General features: G+C 74.1%; 12 protein-coding genes and 1 tRNA gene. 2 read left to right on the top strand and 11 right to left on the bottom strand.

Annotated elements, in window-relative coordinates; all coding sequences use genetic code 11:
* Positions 1-117: 117 nt before the first annotated feature.
* Entirely contained in the window at positions 118-1,011 is an 894-nt protein-coding gene (locus ACFU9E_RS23900; RefSeq protein WP_380684056.1) for a sigma-70 family RNA polymerase sigma factor, read from the bottom strand.
* 99 nt (positions 1,012-1,110) lie between these two features.
* Entirely contained in the window at positions 1,111-2,064 is a 954-nt protein-coding gene (locus tag ACFU9E_RS23905; RefSeq protein ID WP_380684057.1) for a hypothetical protein, read from the bottom strand.
* Between the two features lie 84 nt (positions 2,065-2,148).
* Here ACFU9E_RS23905 and ACFU9E_RS23910 point away from each other — a divergent pair, with 84 nt between their 5' ends.
* A complete protein-coding gene (locus ACFU9E_RS23910) occupies positions 2,149-3,609 on the top strand; it encodes a PLP-dependent aminotransferase family protein (RefSeq protein WP_380684058.1) in 1,461 nt (486 codons plus the stop codon).
* Between the two features lie 66 nt (positions 3,610-3,675).
* Here ACFU9E_RS23910 and ACFU9E_RS23915 read toward each other — a convergent pair whose 3' ends face one another.
* The 9 genes from ACFU9E_RS23915 to ACFU9E_RS23955 form a co-directional block, all read right to left on the bottom strand.
* Positions 3,676-3,867: a DUF6126 family protein gene (locus ACFU9E_RS23915; protein ID WP_380684059.1), complete on the bottom strand. Its 192-nt coding sequence runs from the start codon at positions 3,865-3,867 to the stop codon at positions 3,676-3,678.
* Positions 3,868-3,899: 32 nt separating this feature from the next.
* Positions 3,900-4,562 carry a helix-turn-helix domain-containing protein gene (locus ACFU9E_RS23920; RefSeq protein WP_380684060.1) on the bottom strand — a complete coding sequence of 221 codons (663 nt, stop codon included), beginning with the start codon at positions 4,560-4,562 and terminating at the stop codon, positions 3,900-3,902.
* 72 nt (positions 4,563-4,634) lie between these two features.
* Positions 4,635-6,347, bottom strand: a complete 1,713-nt coding sequence (locus ACFU9E_RS23925; RefSeq protein ID WP_380684065.1) for a pyruvate dehydrogenase — start codon at positions 6,345-6,347, stop codon at positions 4,635-4,637.
* Positions 6,348-6,490: 143 nt separating this feature from the next.
* Positions 6,491-8,902 carry a glycoside hydrolase family 65 protein gene (locus ACFU9E_RS23930; RefSeq protein WP_380684061.1) on the bottom strand — a complete coding sequence of 804 codons (2,412 nt, stop codon included), beginning with the start codon at positions 8,900-8,902 and terminating at the stop codon, positions 6,491-6,493.
* On the bottom strand, positions 8,902-9,678 hold the full coding sequence (locus ACFU9E_RS23935) for an HAD family hydrolase (RefSeq protein WP_380684062.1): 777 nt from the start codon (positions 9,676-9,678) through the stop codon (positions 8,902-8,904). The genes ACFU9E_RS23930 and ACFU9E_RS23935 overlap by 1 nt, the downstream gene beginning before the upstream one ends.
* A 112-nt stretch (positions 9,679-9,790) precedes the next feature.
* Positions 9,791-10,582, bottom strand: a complete 792-nt coding sequence (locus ACFU9E_RS23940; RefSeq protein WP_380684063.1) for a VOC family protein — start codon at positions 10,580-10,582, stop codon at positions 9,791-9,793.
* 178 nt (positions 10,583-10,760) lie between these two features.
* Entirely contained in the window at positions 10,761-11,222 is a 462-nt protein-coding gene (locus ACFU9E_RS23945) for an SRPBCC domain-containing protein (RefSeq protein WP_380684064.1), read from the bottom strand.
* A 96-nt stretch (positions 11,223-11,318) separates the two neighbouring features.
* Positions 11,319-13,100, bottom strand: coding sequence for an LCP family protein (locus ACFU9E_RS23950; RefSeq protein WP_380715334.1), 1,782 nt, complete (start codon positions 13,098-13,100; stop codon positions 11,319-11,321).
* Positions 13,101-13,745: 645 nt separating this feature from the next.
* Positions 13,746-13,818, bottom strand: a tRNA-Lys gene (locus ACFU9E_RS23955).
* A 414-nt stretch (positions 13,819-14,232) separates the two neighbouring features.
* On the opposite strand from ACFU9E_RS23955, the gene ACFU9E_RS23960 reads away from it, so the two are divergent.
* Positions 14,233-15,144 carry an aromatic prenyltransferase gene (locus ACFU9E_RS23960; protein WP_380690077.1) on the top strand — a complete coding sequence of 304 codons (912 nt, stop codon included), beginning with the start codon at positions 14,233-14,235 and terminating at the stop codon, positions 15,142-15,144.
* Positions 15,145-15,229: the final 85 nt, after the last annotated feature.

Raw genomic sequence — 15,229 nt, forward strand, 5'->3', positions numbered from 1 at the left:
TGTCGGGGGGGCTGGTATTTTTTTATAAGCCCCGGGGGCGGGCGGGTGGTGTGGGGGCGGCCCCCCGGGGGGCGGCCCCGCGGGGGGCCCCGCCACCCGGAGTGAGGGCCCGGGGCGTCAGGCCGCCGCCAGGCCGAGGCGCCCCAGGCGCTCCGGGTCGGTGAAGATGTTCAGCTCGACGATCCTGCCGCCGCGCACCGTGAACGCGGCGAGCGAGACCGGGCGGCCGTCGGCGAACGCGGCCACCGCCGGCTCGCCGTTGACCAGCACCGGGCGGGACTCCCCGGCGAACTGCGCGCCGAACAGGCTCGCCCCGGCCGCCACCTCGTTCGCGCCGAGCCGGAAGGTGGCCGGCCGCAGCGCGCCGCCGTCGGAGCGGGCCACCACGTCCGGGTCGAGAACGGTGAGCAGCGCGTCGAAGTCCCCGCCCCGGGCGGCGGCCAGGAACGCCTCCACCACCGCGCGGCGCAGCGCCAGATCGGCGTCCGGCACGGGCGCGGCGCCCTGGACCCGGCGGCGGGCCCGGCTGGCGAGCTGGCGGGTGGAGGCGGAGGTGCGGCCGAGGATCGGGGCGATCTCGTCGAACGGCACCGAGAACAGGTCGTGCAGCACGAACGCCAGCCGCTCCGCCGGGGCCAGCGTCTCCAGCACGATCATCAGCGCGAGGCCGACCGAGTCGGCGGTGAGGATCTCCTGCTCCGGGTCGACGGCCCGCGCTCCGCCGATGATCGGATCGGGCAGCCGGACCTCCCGGCCGTCCTGCTCCTGCAGCGGGTCCTCGCGCCGGGCGACGCGGGAGCGCAGCAGGTCCAGGCAGACCCGGCCGGTCACGGTGGTCAGCCAGCCGCCCAGGTTGGCGACCCCGCCGACATCCGTGCGGCTCAGCTTGAACCACGTCTCCTGGACGGCGTCCTCGGCCTCGCTGAGCGAGCCGAGCATCCGGTAGGCGACCGCCCGGAGATGGGGCCGGTGCTGCTCGAACCGCTCGGCCAGAAGGTCTTCCCCGTTCATCTGCCACACCCTCGCGTCGGGATCCGTCGGTTCACTGACGGACGTTAGCCGTTCGGCGTGACGCGGACGCGCGCGCACCGAGCCGGGGGACGGGTGGTCTCAGGGCCGGCGGGGGCCGCGGGCCGACGGGGACGGACCGCCGGAGGGGCGCGGACGGGGCCGGCCGGGCGGGTGGGGCGGACGGGCGGCACCGAGCGCGGCCTGGCGACGCTGGATCTCCCGCCAGATCCGCGGCGGGCACGGACCCTGCGGGCGGTCGGAGAGGAAGCTCTCGTACGGCACCCGGCGCGGCACCATCCCGATCTCCACCCAGGACGGCTTGCCGGTCCAGTCCCAGCCCTCGTGCTCCATCCGGATGTAGTCGGGGCGGTGGTCCTTGTCCTTGCTCGTGATCTGCAGGACCTCCGCGTACCCGGCCCGGACGCCCACGACCACGCAGTAGTGCCGCGCCGCCTCCGCGCGGTCGCGGAAGGGCACCATCGCCACCCACACCTCCCCCGCCGCCGGGCGGGTGACGGTGGCGGTGCGCGACGGGGCGCCGTCCGTGCCCGGCGCCGTCCGGCGGGGCCGGGGGCGCTCCACCGGGCCGCCGGACCAGGCGCGGACGCCCAGCCGCCACGCCCACGCGAACACGCCCACCACGAGGCACTGCAGGGCATAGCCGTTCGCCGCCGCCGGATCCTGGCCGACGCCGAAGACCTTCGGGACGAGGTACTCGCCGACCAGGTGGGCGACCAGCGAGCAGGCGGCGGCCAGCACGGCCGCCCGGGCCGGCACCACCCACCGGGCGACGGCCCGACGGCCCCGGGACGCCTGCCGGTCCACCAGCAGGGCGACCGCGTAGGCGATGCCCACCAGGATCGCCACCTGCCCGGGGGTGGTGTGCAGCGGCGGGGTCTGCGCCCGCATGAGGGCCGGGATCAGGACCGGCAGGGCGAGCGGGTAACCCAGCACGGCAAAGAGGACCGGCAGCAGGAAGGTCCCCAGGCAGCCCCCGCGGCCGGGCCGCCGTCTTCGCTGCGGAACCGCCGAACTCCCGTACTGGTACGCCATGTTCGCCACCCCCACCGCGGTCGTGCGTCGGGCGCAATGTATCGGACATCCGGGGGCGGCGGGGGTTGCGGCGATAATCCCGCCATGAGCCGCCCCCGAACCACCCGCGCCGCCGCCCCCTGGACCGCGTTCGGCGGCGATCTGCACCTCGACCTCGGCGAACGGCGCACCGCCGGGGCCGGACTGCGCGCGGCCCTGGAGGACGCGCTGCGCGAGGCCGTCCAGGACGGGCGGCTCGCGCCCGGCACCCGGCTGCCGTCCTCCCGGGCCCTCGGCGAGGACCTCGGGATCGCCCGGAACACCGTCGTCGAGGCGTACGGCCAGCTGACCGCCGAAGGCTGGCTCAGCTCCCGGCAGGGCTCCGGGACGACGGTCGCCGAACGCACCGCGCCCCGGCCCGCCGGCCGGGCCGTCGAGGTGTCGGCGGGCCGCCGCCCCACGGGGCGGCACGACCTGCTCGCCGGGCGGCCGGACCTCTCGCTGTTCCCCCGGACCGCCTGGCTGGCCAGTGCCCGCCGGACGCTGGCCGTCGCCCCGCACGAGGCCTTCGACTACGGCTCCCCGCTGGGGCGGATCGAGCTGCGGCGGGCGCTCGCCGACTACCTGGCCCGGGTGCGGGGCGTGCGCACCGATCCGGACCGGCTGCTGATCTGCGCCGGCTTCGGCCAGGGCCTCGGCCTGCTGGCCACCGCCCTGCGCGAGCGAGGGGCCGGGCGGGTGGCCGTCGAGACGTACGGGCTGCCGCCGCAGCGGGCCGTCCTGCGGGCGGCCGGGCTCGGGCTCGCGCCGCTGCCGCTGGACCGCGCCGGGGCGCGGACGGACCTGCTGGCCGGGCTGACGGGGGAACGGGTCGGGGCGGTGCTGCTCACCCCCGCGCACCAGTTCCCGACCGGCGCCGCCCTGGCCGCCGAGCGCCGCTCGGCCGCCGTCCGCTGGGCCCGCGAGCACGACGGGTACGTGATCGAGGACGACTACGACGGCGAGTTCCGCTACGACCGGCAGCCGCTCGGCGCGATGCAGGCGCTCGACCCGGACCGCGTGGTGTACGGCGGCACCGCCGCCAAGAGCCTCGCGCCCGGCCTGCGGCTGGCCTGGCTGGCACTGCCCGACGAACTGGTCGAGCCGGTCGGTCGGCTCAAGGACCTGGCGGACACCATGAGCCCGGTGATCGACCAGCTCACCTTCGCCGAACTGATCACCTCGGGCCGCTACGACCGGCACGTGCGGCGCTGCCGGCTGCACTACCGTCGCCGCCGGGACCTCCTGGTCGCGGCGCTCGCCGAACGGGCCCCGCACGTCCGGGTCACCGGCATCGCCGCCGGGCTGCACGCCGTCCTGGAACTGCCGCCCGGCTCCCGCCCGGAAGCGGAGCTGGTGAGCCGCGCCCGCGCCGCCGGTCTGGTCCTCACCGGCCTCGGCTGGTACCTCACCGAGCACGCCGCCGCGGACGCCCCGCCGGCCCTGGTCGTCGGCTACGCCACCCCGCCCGACCACGCCTTCCCCGCCGCCCTCGACGCCCTCTGCGAGGTGCTGCGCACAGCCTGAGGAAGCCGCGTCGCGGCAGGCCGGAGGCCGCCGGGGGTGGGCCTCGGCGGCCTGGGGCGGGAGGGGCTACTTGTTGCGGCTGCCCAGTTCGAACAGGAGCATGATGAAGCCGGCGAAGATGTGGATGCCGGCGGTGTAGATCACCAGGCGGTGGTAGACGCGGCGGTTGGCCCACTTGCCCGCGTCCATGGTCTTCGGCGCGTTCTCGTCCCTGGTGTCCGGGGCGGGCAGGGCGGGGGTTGCGGCGGTCTCGGCCATCGGGATCATCCTCCGGGTTTCCTGACGTCGGGTCAGTGGTGCGGGGCGGCGGGGCCGCCGCCGAGGCAGAGTTCGCCGCCGGGGCTCTGCAGCAGGGTGTGCATGAAGAGCAGTTCGACTCCGGACGAGGAGTCGGCGGCGATGCAGTGCGGGGTGAGCGAATCGAAGTGGGCGGAGTCGCCCTCGTCGAGCAGGTGGACGCGTTCGCCGAGGGTCAGCTTCAGCCGGCCCTGGAGGACGTACAGCCATTCCTCGCCGGGGTGGACGCGGACCACGGCGTCCTGCACGCCCGGGGGGACGTGCACGCGCAGCGCCTGCATGGCCCGGCCGGGGGCGCCGGTCCGGCGGTAGCCCCAGCCGCCGGCGCGACCGGGTTCGATCGCGCCGCCGCGCACCACCGGGTCCGGCTCGGTGTAGGTCTCGCCGAGCAGACCGGACACGGAGGTGCCGTAGGCGCGGGCGAGGCCGAGCAGGACCGGCAGCGAGGGCTGCCGGCGTCCGGTCTCCAGTCGGGACAAGTAGGCTGGGGACAGACCGATCCGGGCGGCGGCGACCTCCAGGGTGAGGCGGCTGCCGAGCCGGTGGTCGCGCAGCCGCGCGGCGAGGCCGGCCACCTCCTGCAGCTCGTGCTCCTCGACGGGGGCGACGGGAGCGGCGGAAGCCTCGGGCTGGGGACCGGCTGGGCTGGTGGTCATGTGTCCAGTGGACACCTCACGTGCCGCCTGGGCAATTTTCTTGCCTCTCGGGCAAAGCGGCGTGTGAGCCCGCTACGGGCGGGGAATGTTCCTGAGGTTGGACCGGGCCAGGTCGATCATCCGACCGACGCCGCCGGAGAGCACCGTCCGCCCGGCGGCCAGCGCGAAGCCCTTCACCTGGGCGGCCGTGATGTGCGGCGGGATGGACAGCGCGTTGGCGTCGGTGACCACGTCCACCAGCGCCGGGCCGGGCCGTTCCAGCGCCTCCGCCAGCACCTCCCGCACCCGGGCCGGCTCGGTGACCCGCTTGGCCGGGATGCCCATCGCCCGGGCGATCCCGGCGTAGTCGACGTCGCCGTTGTCGATCTCCGACTCCGGGTAGCCGGAGACCAGCATCTCCAGCTTGATCATGCCGAGCGCGCCGTTGTTGAAGACCACCGTCTTCACCGGCAGCCGGTGCCTGGCCACCGAGAGCAGCTCGCCCAGCAGCATCGACAGGCCGCCGTCGCCCGCCATCGCCACCACCTGGCGCCCGGGGAAGGCGAACTGGGCGCCGATCGCGTGCGGCAGCGCGTTGGCCATCGAGCCGTGCAGGAAGGAGCCGATCACCCGGCGGCGCCCGTTGGGCTGCAGGTACCGGGCGGCCCAGACGTTGTTCATGCCGGTGTCGACGGTGAACACCGCGTCGTCGGCGGCCACCTCGTCCAGCACCGAGGCCACGTACTCGGGGTGGATCGGCAGGTGCTTCTCGATGTCCTTGGTGTACGCGCCGATCACGCCCTCCAGGGCGCGGCAGTGGCGGCGCAGCATGTCGTCCAGGAACGAGCGGTCGCTCTTCTGCTCCAGCAGCGGCAGCACGGCGCGCAGGGTGGCGGAGACGTCGCCGTGCACCGCGAGGTCGAGGGCGGTGCGGCGGCCGAGCCGGGTGGCGTCGTGGTCGACCTGGACGGTGCGCGCCTGGGGCAGGAAGGAGTCGTACGGGAAGTCGGTGCCGAGCAGCACGACGAGGTCGGCGGAGTGCAGCGCCTCGTGGCAGGCGCCGTAGCCGAGCAGTCCGCTCATCCCGACGTCGTACGGGTTGTCGTACTGGATCCACTCCTTGCCGCGCAGGGAGTGCCCGACCGGCGCGTGCAGGGCGGCCGCGACCTCCAGCACCTCGGCGTGCGCCGAGCGCACGCCGGCACCGCAGAACAGGGCGACCCGGCGCGCCCTGTTGAGCGCGCCCGCGAGCTCCTGCACCTGGGACCAGGGCGGGGCGGCGACGGCCTGCTCGGTGAGGTAGTGACTGGTCCCGGTCTGACGGGCGGCGGAGAGCGCGGCGACGTCGCCGGGAAAGGCCAGCACGGAGACGCCGCGGGCGCCCAGCGCGTGCTGGATCGCGACCCGCAGCAGGCGGGGCAGCTGGCCGGGGGTGGAGAGCATCTCGCACCAGCTGCTGCAGTCGGTGAACACCCGCTCGGGGTGGGTCTCCTGGAAGAAGCCGGTGCCGATCTGGCCGGAGGGGATGTGCGAGGCGAGGGCGAGCACCGGGACGCCGCTGCGCTGGGCGTCGTAGAGGCCCTGGACGAGGTGGGTGTTGCCGGGGCCGCAGGAGCCGGCGCAGACCGCGAGGCGGCCGGTCAGCTCGGCCTCGGCGGCGGCCGCGAAGGCGCCGGCCTCCTCGTTGCGGACGTGCACCCAGCTGATGCCCTCCGCCCGGCGGATCGCGTCCACGACGGGGTTGAGGCTGTCGCCGACCACGCCGTAGACGCGTTCGACCCCGGCCTGCCGGAGCACCTCGACCATCTGCTCGGCGACACTCACCACGGGGATCTCCTGACGCCGGGGACGCGCGACACCAGCACCGTCCGTCGGCACCGGGCCCCCCGCACCCGGGGTGGGCCGGACGGGTGAGGGGGGCCGGGGCTCGCGGGGGGCCGGTGGCGGTGCTACTCGGCGGCGAGGTGGTCGGGGCCGGAGGTGATCCGGCCGGTGGAGAGGCCGGCCTGGGCCTGGCGGCGGGCCGGTTCGCGGCCGGGGGGCTGGCTGCAGCGCTCCTGGGCGGGCGGGGTGGTGGTGGGCACCGAGACCGGGCGGCCCGCCTTCACCTGGACCGTCTCGCCGTCGTGCCGCAGGTGGATCACCTCGCCCCGGCGCAGCGTGTACGTGGTCCGGTCGTGGTCGATCTCCACCCCCAGCAGCTGCCCGCGGACCAGCAGCGAGAAGCTGAGCCGCATCAGCCCGATGGGCAGCCGGGGACGGAACCAGAGCACCTCGCCGTGGTCGCGCAGCCCGCCGAAGCCGGCCACCAGGGCGATGCAGGCCCCGGCGAGCGAGGCCATGTGCAGGCCGTCGCGGGTGTTGCCGCCGAGGTCGTGCAGGTCCATCAGGGCGGCCTCGGCGGTGTAGTCGTACGCGAGGTCGAGCTGCCCGACCTCGGCGGCGATCACCGCCTGGGTGCAGGCGGACAGCGAGGAGTCGCGGACGGTCAGCCGTTCGTAGTAGGCGAAGTTGCGGGCCTTCTGCTCGTCGGTGAAGGCGTCGCCGCGGACCTGCATGGCGAGCACCAGGTCGGCCTGCTTCACCACCTGCTTGCGGTACAGGTCGAAGTACGGGTAGTGCAGCAGGAGCGGGAAGTTCTCCGGCGGGGTGTTCTCGAAGTCCCAGACCTGGTGGTCGGTGAAGCCGTCGGCCTGCGGGTGGACGCCGAGGTTCTCGTCGTACGGGATGAACATCGCGGCCGCGGCGTCCCGCCAGGCGGCGGTCTCCTCGGTGTTGACGCCGAGTTCGGCGGCCTTGCCCGGGTGCCGGGCGGCGGCCTCGGCGGCGGCGCGCAGGTTCGTCTGCGCCATGAGGTTGGTGTAGACGTTGTTGTCCGCGACGGCGCTGTACTCGTCCGGGCCGGTGACGCCCTCGATGCGGAACCGGCCGACGGAGTCGTGGTGGCCCAGCGAGCGCCACATCCGGGCGGTCTCGACGAGCAGTTCCAGCCCGTAGTCCCGCTCGAACTCGGTGTCCCCGGTGGCCCGGACGTAGCGGGCGGCGGCGGCCGCGATGTCGGCGCCGATGTGGAAGGCGGCGGTGCCGGCCGGCCAGTAGCCCGAGCACTCCTCGCCGCGGATCGTCCGCCACGGGAACACCGCGCCGGCCAGGCCGAGTTGGACGGCCCGGTCGCGGGCCAGCGGGAGCGTCGTGTGCCGCCAGCGCAGCGCCTGGTTGACGGCGGCCGGCAGGCAGTAGGTGAGCACCGGCAGTACGAAGGCCTCGGTGTCCCAGAAGCTGTGGCCGTCGTAGCCGGGACCGGTCAACCCCTTGGCGGGGATGGCACGTTCCTCGCTGCGGGCACCGGCCTGGAGCACGTGGAAGACGGCGAACCGGACGGCCTGCTGGAGTTCGACGTCGCCCTCGATCTCGACGTCGCTGGTCTCCCAGAACTCCTTGAGGAAGTCCCGCTGTTCGGAGACCAGGCCGTCCCAGCCGGTGTACCGGGCGGCGGTCAGCGCGGCCTCGACCTGGTCCCGGACGGCCGGCAGCGAGCGGGTCGCCGACCAGCCGTAGGCCATGAACTTCACCAGCCGCAGCCGCTCGCCGGGGTTCAGCACGGTGGTGACGCTGATCCGGCAGTGGTCGGCCTCCGCCTCGGCGACGGTGTCCAGCCGCTCCGGGCCCTCGATCACGTGGTCCATGCCGGCCGCGACCCGGATGCCGCTGTACCGGGTGCGGTGGACCAGCACCGCCTTGGTGCCGCCCGCGTGGTTCACCTCGGCGAGCAGCGGGGCCTCCAGTACGGCGGCGGCCCGCGGGTCGCCCTCGGGGCCGCCGGGCAGCTGCTCGTTGGCGACCAGCTCGCTCTGCAGCACGATCCGCACCGGGCCGTCCACCGCCTCGACGGTGTACTCGACGGCGGCGATGGCCCGTTGGGTGAGCGAGACCAGCCGGGTGGAGTCGACCTTGATGGTCCGCCCGGCCGGGGAGGTCCACTCGGCGGAGCGCCGCAGCAGGCCCTCGCGGAAGTCCAACCAGCGGCGGTGGCTGAGCAGTTCGCCGTAGCGCAGGTCGAAGGGCTCGTCGTCGACCAACAGCCGGATGATCTTGCCGTTGGTGACGTTGATGACGCTCTGGCTGGACTCCGGGTAGCCGTAGCCGCCCTCGCCGTAGGGCAGCGGGCGCAGCTCGAAGACGCCGTTGAGGTAGGTACCGGGAAGACCGTGCGGCTCCCCCTCGTCGAGGTTGGCGCGCAGGCCGATGTGGCCGTTGGAGAGCGCGAAGACGGATTCGGCGCGGGCCAACGAGGTGAGGTCGAGGCCGTGTTCGACGACCTGCCAGGGGTCGACGGCGAAGGGCTGCTCCTGGCCGCTCATCACGACGACGCCTCCGGCTTCTCGGGCTGCTGCGGGTGGTCGGGGATCAGCTCGGCGAGGTCGCGGACGACCACGGTGGCGCCGTCGCGGCGCAGTTCGGCGGCCTGGCCGGTGCGGTCGACGCCGACCACCGCGCCGAAGCCGCCCGCCCGGCCGGAGGCGACCCCGGCGAGCGCGTCCTCGAACACGGCGGCGTGCGCGGGCTCGACGCCCAGTGCCCGGGCGGCGGCCAGGTAGGTGTCCGGCGCGGGCTTGCCCGGCAGGCCCTCGCGCTTGGCGACGACGCCGTCCACGATCACGTCGAAGAAGCCCTCGATGCCCGCCGCCCGCAGCACGTCCCGGCAGTTGGCGCTGGACGAGACGACGGCGGTGGGCAGGCCGAGCGCGCGCAGCCGGCGCACGTAGGCGACCGAGCCGTCGTACGGGGCGACGCCCTGCTCGCGGATCATCCGCAGCACGGTGTCGTTCTTGGCCCGGCTCACACCGTGCACGGTGCGGGCGCCCGGCGGGTCGTCGTCGGTGCCCTCGGGCAGGTCGATGCCCCGGCTGCGCAGGAAGGAGCGGGTGCCGTCGAGTCTCGGCCGCCCGTCCACGTGGGCGTCGTAGTCGGTGACGGCGTCGAACGGGGTGAACGGCCCGCCGGTGCGGGCCGCTTCGGCCCGCAGGAAGGCGTCGAAGGTGTCCTTCCAGGCCGCGGCGTGCACCGTGGCGGTCTGGGTGAGCACCCCGTCGAGGTCGAAGAGGAAAGCGCGGATGTCGTCCGGTAGCCCCAGCATGGGTGCAGTCTTACCCGTCCGCGCGCGCCGTGCCGCCCATTCCCGGCGGCGCGTCGCGGGAACGGGCGGCGGTTCGTCCGGCACGGACCGGAGGACGGCCGGAACCGGCCGCTCAGGGCGAGTCCGGGGTAGAGGTGACCGAGAAGACCGCGCCCTGCGGGTCCCGCACCACGGCCATCCGCCCGGCCTGCATGTCGAACGGCGGCTGGATCACCGAGCCGCCGGCCTTGACCAGGGCGTCCACCGTGGAGTCGGTGTCGTCCACCGAGAAGTAGGCCATCCAGTGCGAGGGCGTGCCCGGCGCCAGGTACTCGGCAACCGGCTGCATGCCGCCCACGGTGTGGTCGCCGACGTTGAGCGAGTAGAAGCCCTCCATGCCCTGGATGGTCCCCGGGCGCAGCCCGAACGCCTGCTGGTAGAAGCGGCCGGCCGCGGCGGTGTCGGTGGTGTTCAGCTCGTTCCAGACCAGCGCGCCGGGCTCGTTGACGATGCCCGCGCCGATGAACTCCAGTTTCTGCCAGACGCCGAAGACCGCGCCGGTCGGGTCCGCGGCGACCAGCATCCGGCCGGTGCCGCCGACCTCCGCCACCGGGTGGACGATCGCACCGCCGGCACCGACGACGGCCAGCGCGGAGGCGTCGACGTCGTCCGTGGCGAGGTAGGTGGTCCAGCCGACCGGCGGCAGCGGCTGCCCGGACTCCCCGGCCTCGGAGCGGGACATGATCCCGGCGACCGGCTTGCCGTTCAGCGAGCACACGGCGTAGCCGCCGAACTCGGGCGGGCCGACCTCGCCCTGCCAGCCGAAGAGGTCGCGGTAGAAGTCGAGCGCGGCCTGCTGGTCGCTCGTCGTCAGGTCCACCCAGCAGGGGGTGCCGGGCTTGTACGGTGCGGTGACTACGGGCATTCCTTGGCCTCCAAGCGATGGTCGTCCGCCGCGGGGCCGCCTGGGCGGCGCGGGCGGTGGGCCGCGCGGCCGACGGCCGTACACCGCCCACGATCGCCGGGCCTCCGCGATCCCGCCACCGGACGGCGTCCCGGCGGGTCGCCGCCGGGCGCACGCTCACCGGCGGGCGTGCGGGCGGTCACGGCGCGTGGTGGTGGCCGCCCTCGGTGAACAGCGGCCGCGGCTCGCCGCTCTGCGCGTAGTCCTTGAGCCGGACGAGCAGCTGCGCCCAGGTGCCGGCCACCAGCGGCACGCCCTCCTCGCTGCCGGGCTGCCAGCCGCCGTGCCGCAGCAGCAGCCGGGTGCGGTGGCCGGGCTCGCCGCGTTCGTCGGGCCGGTCGGCGAGGTCCCAGCTGATCCAGGTGCCGGCCCAGTGCGGCGGGAAGGCCCCGGCGTTCGTCCACACCACCCGGTCCGGGCCGGTGCGCTCACGCCGCAGCCGGTAGGGCTCGGGATCGCCGGGGAGGTCGAACAGCAGCACGTCGCCCTCCCGCTCCACGTCGGTCGTCCACCAGGAGGTCAGCCCGTCGTGGGTGGTCAGCGCGGCCAGCACGACGGCCGGCGGTGCGGCGATGTCGAGCTCCAGGGCGATCTCGGCCATGGTTCCGCCTTTCGGGCCTGCGGCTCCCCCCGGCGTGTGCGACAGGCCCACCATGGCACGGGCCCGCAGGCGCCGCGCCCCGGAGCGCCCGCCCGCTCAGCCGCCGGAGCCGTAGGTGGTGTTGGCGCAGATGTCGTCGTCGGCCGAGCGGGCGTCACCGGTCACGCTGGTGGGCAGCGGGGCGGGCGTTCCGGGGGCGGACGGGGTCGCCGAGGAGCTCGCGGCGGCACTCGTGGTGGCCGTGGCGCCGTTGGCCGCCGCGAAGTCCTTGCCGACGATCACGGTGACGCCCGCCGAGGTGCCCGGCTCGACGATCGCTCCGGGGAACACCGCGGCGACCTTCTCGGCGTTCGCCTTCTGCCCGGAGCCGTACTGGACCATGGTGGTCGTGTACTTGGTGTTGTCCGCCCGGCCCCCGGCGGTCGCGGTGAACTTGGCCGCCTTGAGCTGCTCGGCCGCCTTGCCGGCCATGCCGGTGGCGGTGGTGCCGGTGAGGACGGACACCCTGATGTTCTTGTTGGCGGTTTCGGTGGCGAGCGGGGAGGTGGAGGCGGTCACGGCGGCGGTGGCGGCCGGGGTGGCCGGGTCCGCCGGGGCGGTCGGCGGGGCGGCCTCCGGGGGCTGCTCGCCGGTGGCGTTCTGGCCGTCGATGGTCCGGTCGGCCTTGAGGGTGTCGAAGAGCTTGTTGGCGTCCGGCTGGACGATGTCGATGTTCTTGTCCTGGGTGCGGTAACGCCAGGGCAGGGTGACGAACTTGAGGTCGTGCAGGTCGATGTTGCGCAGCGACAGGCCGAAGGACATCAGCTTGTCGGCGCTGTCGAGGCCGGGGTCGACGGTCAGCGACTTGGTGGCGGCGTCGGCCAGCGGCAGCAGGTTGGTCGGGTTGAGGCCCTGCTTCTTGATCTTGGTGGCCAGCGAGCTGATGAAGGCCTGCTGGCGCTTCATCCGGCCGATGTCGGAGCCGTCGCCGATGCCGTGGCGCAGTCGCACGTAGTCGAGCGCCTGCTGGCCCTCCACCTTCTGCGGGCCCTTCTTCAGGACCACGTTGCCCTTCTTGGGGAGGTTCGGGTTGATGTCGCCCTCGTGGATGTCCTGCGGCAGGCAGACGTCCACCCCGTCGACCGCCTTGGTCATCGCCGAGAAACCCGAGAAGTCGACCACGATGGTGTGGTCGACGCGAATCCCGGTGAGCTTCTCCACGGCGTTCTGGGTGCAGGCGGGATTGCCGTCGTCGGAGCCGCCGGTGGAGAACGCCGCGTTGAACAGCTGGCTGTTCTCGCCCTTGGTCCACTTGCCGTTGGGCAGTTTGCAGGACGGGATGGCCACCATCGCGTTGCGCGGTATGGAGATGCCGACGGCGTGCTTGTGGTCGGCGTAGACGTGCAGCAGGATCGTGGTGTCCGAGCGGGCGCCGCCCTCCTCGCCGCCGCCGAGGTCGGAGTTGTTCTTGCCGCGGCTGTCGGAGCCGATCATCAGGACGTTGACCGGCTTGTTGCCGTCCGAGTCGGCCTGCGCCTCCGGCGGGCGGTCCTTGGCGATCGCGTCCGCGTCGAAGGACTTGATGTTGCCGTTCAGCTTGTAGTAGATCAGCCCGCCGGTGCCCGCCAGCAGGACGAGCACCCCGGCGGCGGACCAGGCGACGATCTTCTTGGCGCCCCACTTCGGCTTGCGCGCCGCCGCCCTGGCCGCCGCCCGGCCGCCGGACGCCGCCGGGGGCGCGCCCTGGGCGGCACCGGCCTTGCCCTGGGCGGCGCGGCGGGCCTCGGCGCGGCCGCCCGGCCGCGGCGCGGGCACCGCCGCGGAGTTCGCCCCGTCGGCCGTGGCCGCGCCGGACGCGTCGTCACCGCGAGCCGCACCCTCGCCCCACTGACCTGACATGCCTGCACCTTTCACCGCCGGGACGCCGCGCCCCCCTTCGTCCGGACGCGTTGCACACAGAGAGACGGTCGAGGCGGTTCTCGGGTTGCACATACGACGGTCGCAATAACCGACGAACTCCCCCGAAATAACGCCCCCACAGCCCCCCAGAGGGTCCGTCGTCCCCCAACAGACCCTCTTGGATCATACAAAGCGACGATTGCCCCTGGGTGATTCCCGCACCGGGACGCTCAGCACTGCTCCCTGCCGATCCGGGCACCGCCGGGGCCGGCGGCGGCCGACGACCACCGGTCGCGGGTCACCCGGGAGGCCGACCGGCGCAGCGGGGCCGGCGGTCGGGGTGGTCCCGGTGGAGCGGCGGGCCCCGTGCCGCTCCGCCCGCGAGCGGTGGCGATCCCCCCGGCTCCAGGACCGCGCCGAGCCCCAACACCAGCCGGAACAGCCCCTGTTCGGCGCGGTCCGCGTCCACCCCCGGCCGGAGTCGGGCTCACCCGCCGGTTCCCGTGCCGGATCGGCCACCTCCCGGCCCCCGGCCACCTCTTCGCCCACCGCTGAGCGCTTCCCCCGCCGCGCACTCCCCCGGGACGGCCCCGGGCACGGCGAAGGCCCGGGCCGGAGGTGGTCCGGCCCGGGCCTTCGCACCGGTGGGGCGCCAGGGGCTCGAACCCTGAACCTACGGATTAAAAGTCCGCTGCTCTACCCATTGAGCTAGCACCCCTACACCGTGGACATCATGCCAGACCGGACCGTGCGGTGCGGCCGAATACGGGCCGGCGGACGGGCCCGCGGACCGACCGACGGACGGGCCGCGGGCGGGCGTGACCCAGGTCACTTTTGCGCGGGCTTGGCCCGGAGCCGGGCGCGTGTCACTATTTCTGCACGCCCACCCTGCCCAAAACCCGTTTCGGGGGCGGGGGTTGAGTGTCCCAGCCGCCGGTCCGCACAGCTCGGACCAGGTCCGCGGCCGACACGAGCACTGGTTCCCCCTCGGTAGTCCGCCACCCGCCCGAGCCGCGGCGTGCGCGGGGGGAGGACCGCGCACGCGCCGCACCGCACACGTCCGCACCGCCGCACGGCCCGCGACGCGCTGCGCCCCACACACGCACGCCACGACTGGACAGGTGGAGGAAGAATGTCGGAAAGCGCTTTCCTGGAGAACTTCTACACGGCCATCGAGGGAACCGCCCGCGTGGTGGAGGTGCCCTTCGAGCGCGACACGGTCTGGCCGGTCCTCACCGCCTACCAGGACGTGCTGGAGGAGTCGGTGATCTCCTTCCGGGTGCAGAACAGCCCGCGCGGCGCCGATGACCTCGACTGCCGGTTCACCATGCTCCCCCGGGGCCTCGACCCCTACGCCGTCGCACTGGCGAACGGCCTGACCGAGCCCACCGACCACCCCGTCGGCCGGCTGCTGGCCGAGGTGCACGGCGAACTCCCGATCGACAGCTGCGGCGTCGACTTCGGGGTCCGTGCCGGCTTCACCAAGGCCTGGTCCTTCCCCACCGTCGAGCGGCTGCTGACGGTCCGCGAGGTGATGGCGCTGCCGTCGGCACCCGAGAGCATCGCGGCCCACCTCGACACCTTCGAGCGCTACGGGCTGGCCGACATCGTCAGCACGGTCGGCATCGACTACGGCAGCCGCACGGTCAACCTCTACTTCGGTGGCGGCGCCTCCGGCCGGGTGCCGCGGACGACCTTCGAGCCCGACGGCGTCCGTTCGCTGCTCGGCGAGCTCGGCCTGCCCGCGCCCAGCGACGAGCTGCTGGCGTTCAACGAGAAGGCGTTCGTCATGTACGCCACGCTGAGCTGGGACTCCCCGGAGATCTCGCGGATCACCTACTCGGTGATGACGCCCGAGCCGCTGGCGCTGCCGGTCACCGTCGCCCCGCAGATCGTGCGGCTGGTGAAGGAGGCCCCGTACAGCACCGAGGGCCGCAACTTCGTCTACGGCGTCACGGTCACGCCCAAGGGCGAATACCACAAGATCCAGTCGTACTACCAGTGGCGGCGCCCGGTCGAGAAGATGCTCGTCGCCGAGAAGTAGGACCCGCCGCGGCGGCGCCCGCCGAGGGCCCGCCGGGGACCGAACCCTCGGTCCCCGGCGGGCCCTTCGCCGTCCCGGCACGTGG

It is taken from the genome of Kitasatospora sp. NPDC057595, assembly GCF_042800875.1.
Lineage (GTDB): Bacteria > Actinomycetota > Actinomycetes > Streptomycetales > Streptomycetaceae > Kitasatospora.

What these genes read in the sequence shown, in the direction of transcription:
- ACFU9E_RS23900 (WP_380684056.1), bottom strand. Translation starts at nt 1,011, where the DNA reads ATGAACGGGGAAGACCTTCTGGCCGAGCGGTTCGAGCAGCACCGGCCC.
- ACFU9E_RS23905 (WP_380684057.1), bottom strand. Translation starts at nt 2,064, where the DNA reads ATGGCGTACCAGTACGGGAGTTCGGCGGTTCCGCAGCGAAGACGGCGG.
- ACFU9E_RS23910 (WP_380684058.1), top strand. Translation starts at nt 2,149, where the DNA reads ATGAGCCGCCCCCGAACCACCCGCGCCGCCGCCCCCTGGACCGCGTTC.
- ACFU9E_RS23915 (WP_380684059.1), bottom strand. Translation starts at nt 3,867, where the DNA reads ATGGCCGAGACCGCCGCAACCCCCGCCCTGCCCGCCCCGGACACCAGG.
- ACFU9E_RS23920 (WP_380684060.1), bottom strand. Translation starts at nt 4,562, where the DNA reads ATGACCACCAGCCCAGCCGGTCCCCAGCCCGAGGCTTCCGCCGCTCCC.
- ACFU9E_RS23925 (WP_380684065.1), bottom strand. Translation starts at nt 6,347, where the DNA reads ATGGTCGAGGTGCTCCGGCAGGCCGGGGTCGAACGCGTCTACGGCGTG.
- ACFU9E_RS23930 (WP_380684061.1), bottom strand. Translation starts at nt 8,902, where the DNA reads ATGAGCGGCCAGGAGCAGCCCTTCGCCGTCGACCCCTGGCAGGTCGTC.
- ACFU9E_RS23935 (WP_380684062.1), bottom strand. Translation starts at nt 9,678, where the DNA reads ATGCTGGGGCTACCGGACGACATCCGCGCTTTCCTCTTCGACCTCGAC.
- ACFU9E_RS23940 (WP_380684063.1), bottom strand. Translation starts at nt 10,582, where the DNA reads ATGCCCGTAGTCACCGCACCGTACAAGCCCGGCACCCCCTGCTGGGTG.
- ACFU9E_RS23945 (WP_380684064.1), bottom strand. Translation starts at nt 11,222, where the DNA reads ATGGCCGAGATCGCCCTGGAGCTCGACATCGCCGCACCGCCGGCCGTC.
- ACFU9E_RS23950 (WP_380715334.1), bottom strand. Translation starts at nt 13,100, where the DNA reads ATGTCAGGTCAGTGGGGCGAGGGTGCGGCTCGCGGTGACGACGCGTCC.
- ACFU9E_RS23960 (WP_380690077.1), top strand. Translation starts at nt 14,233, where the DNA reads ATGTCGGAAAGCGCTTTCCTGGAGAACTTCTACACGGCCATCGAGGGA.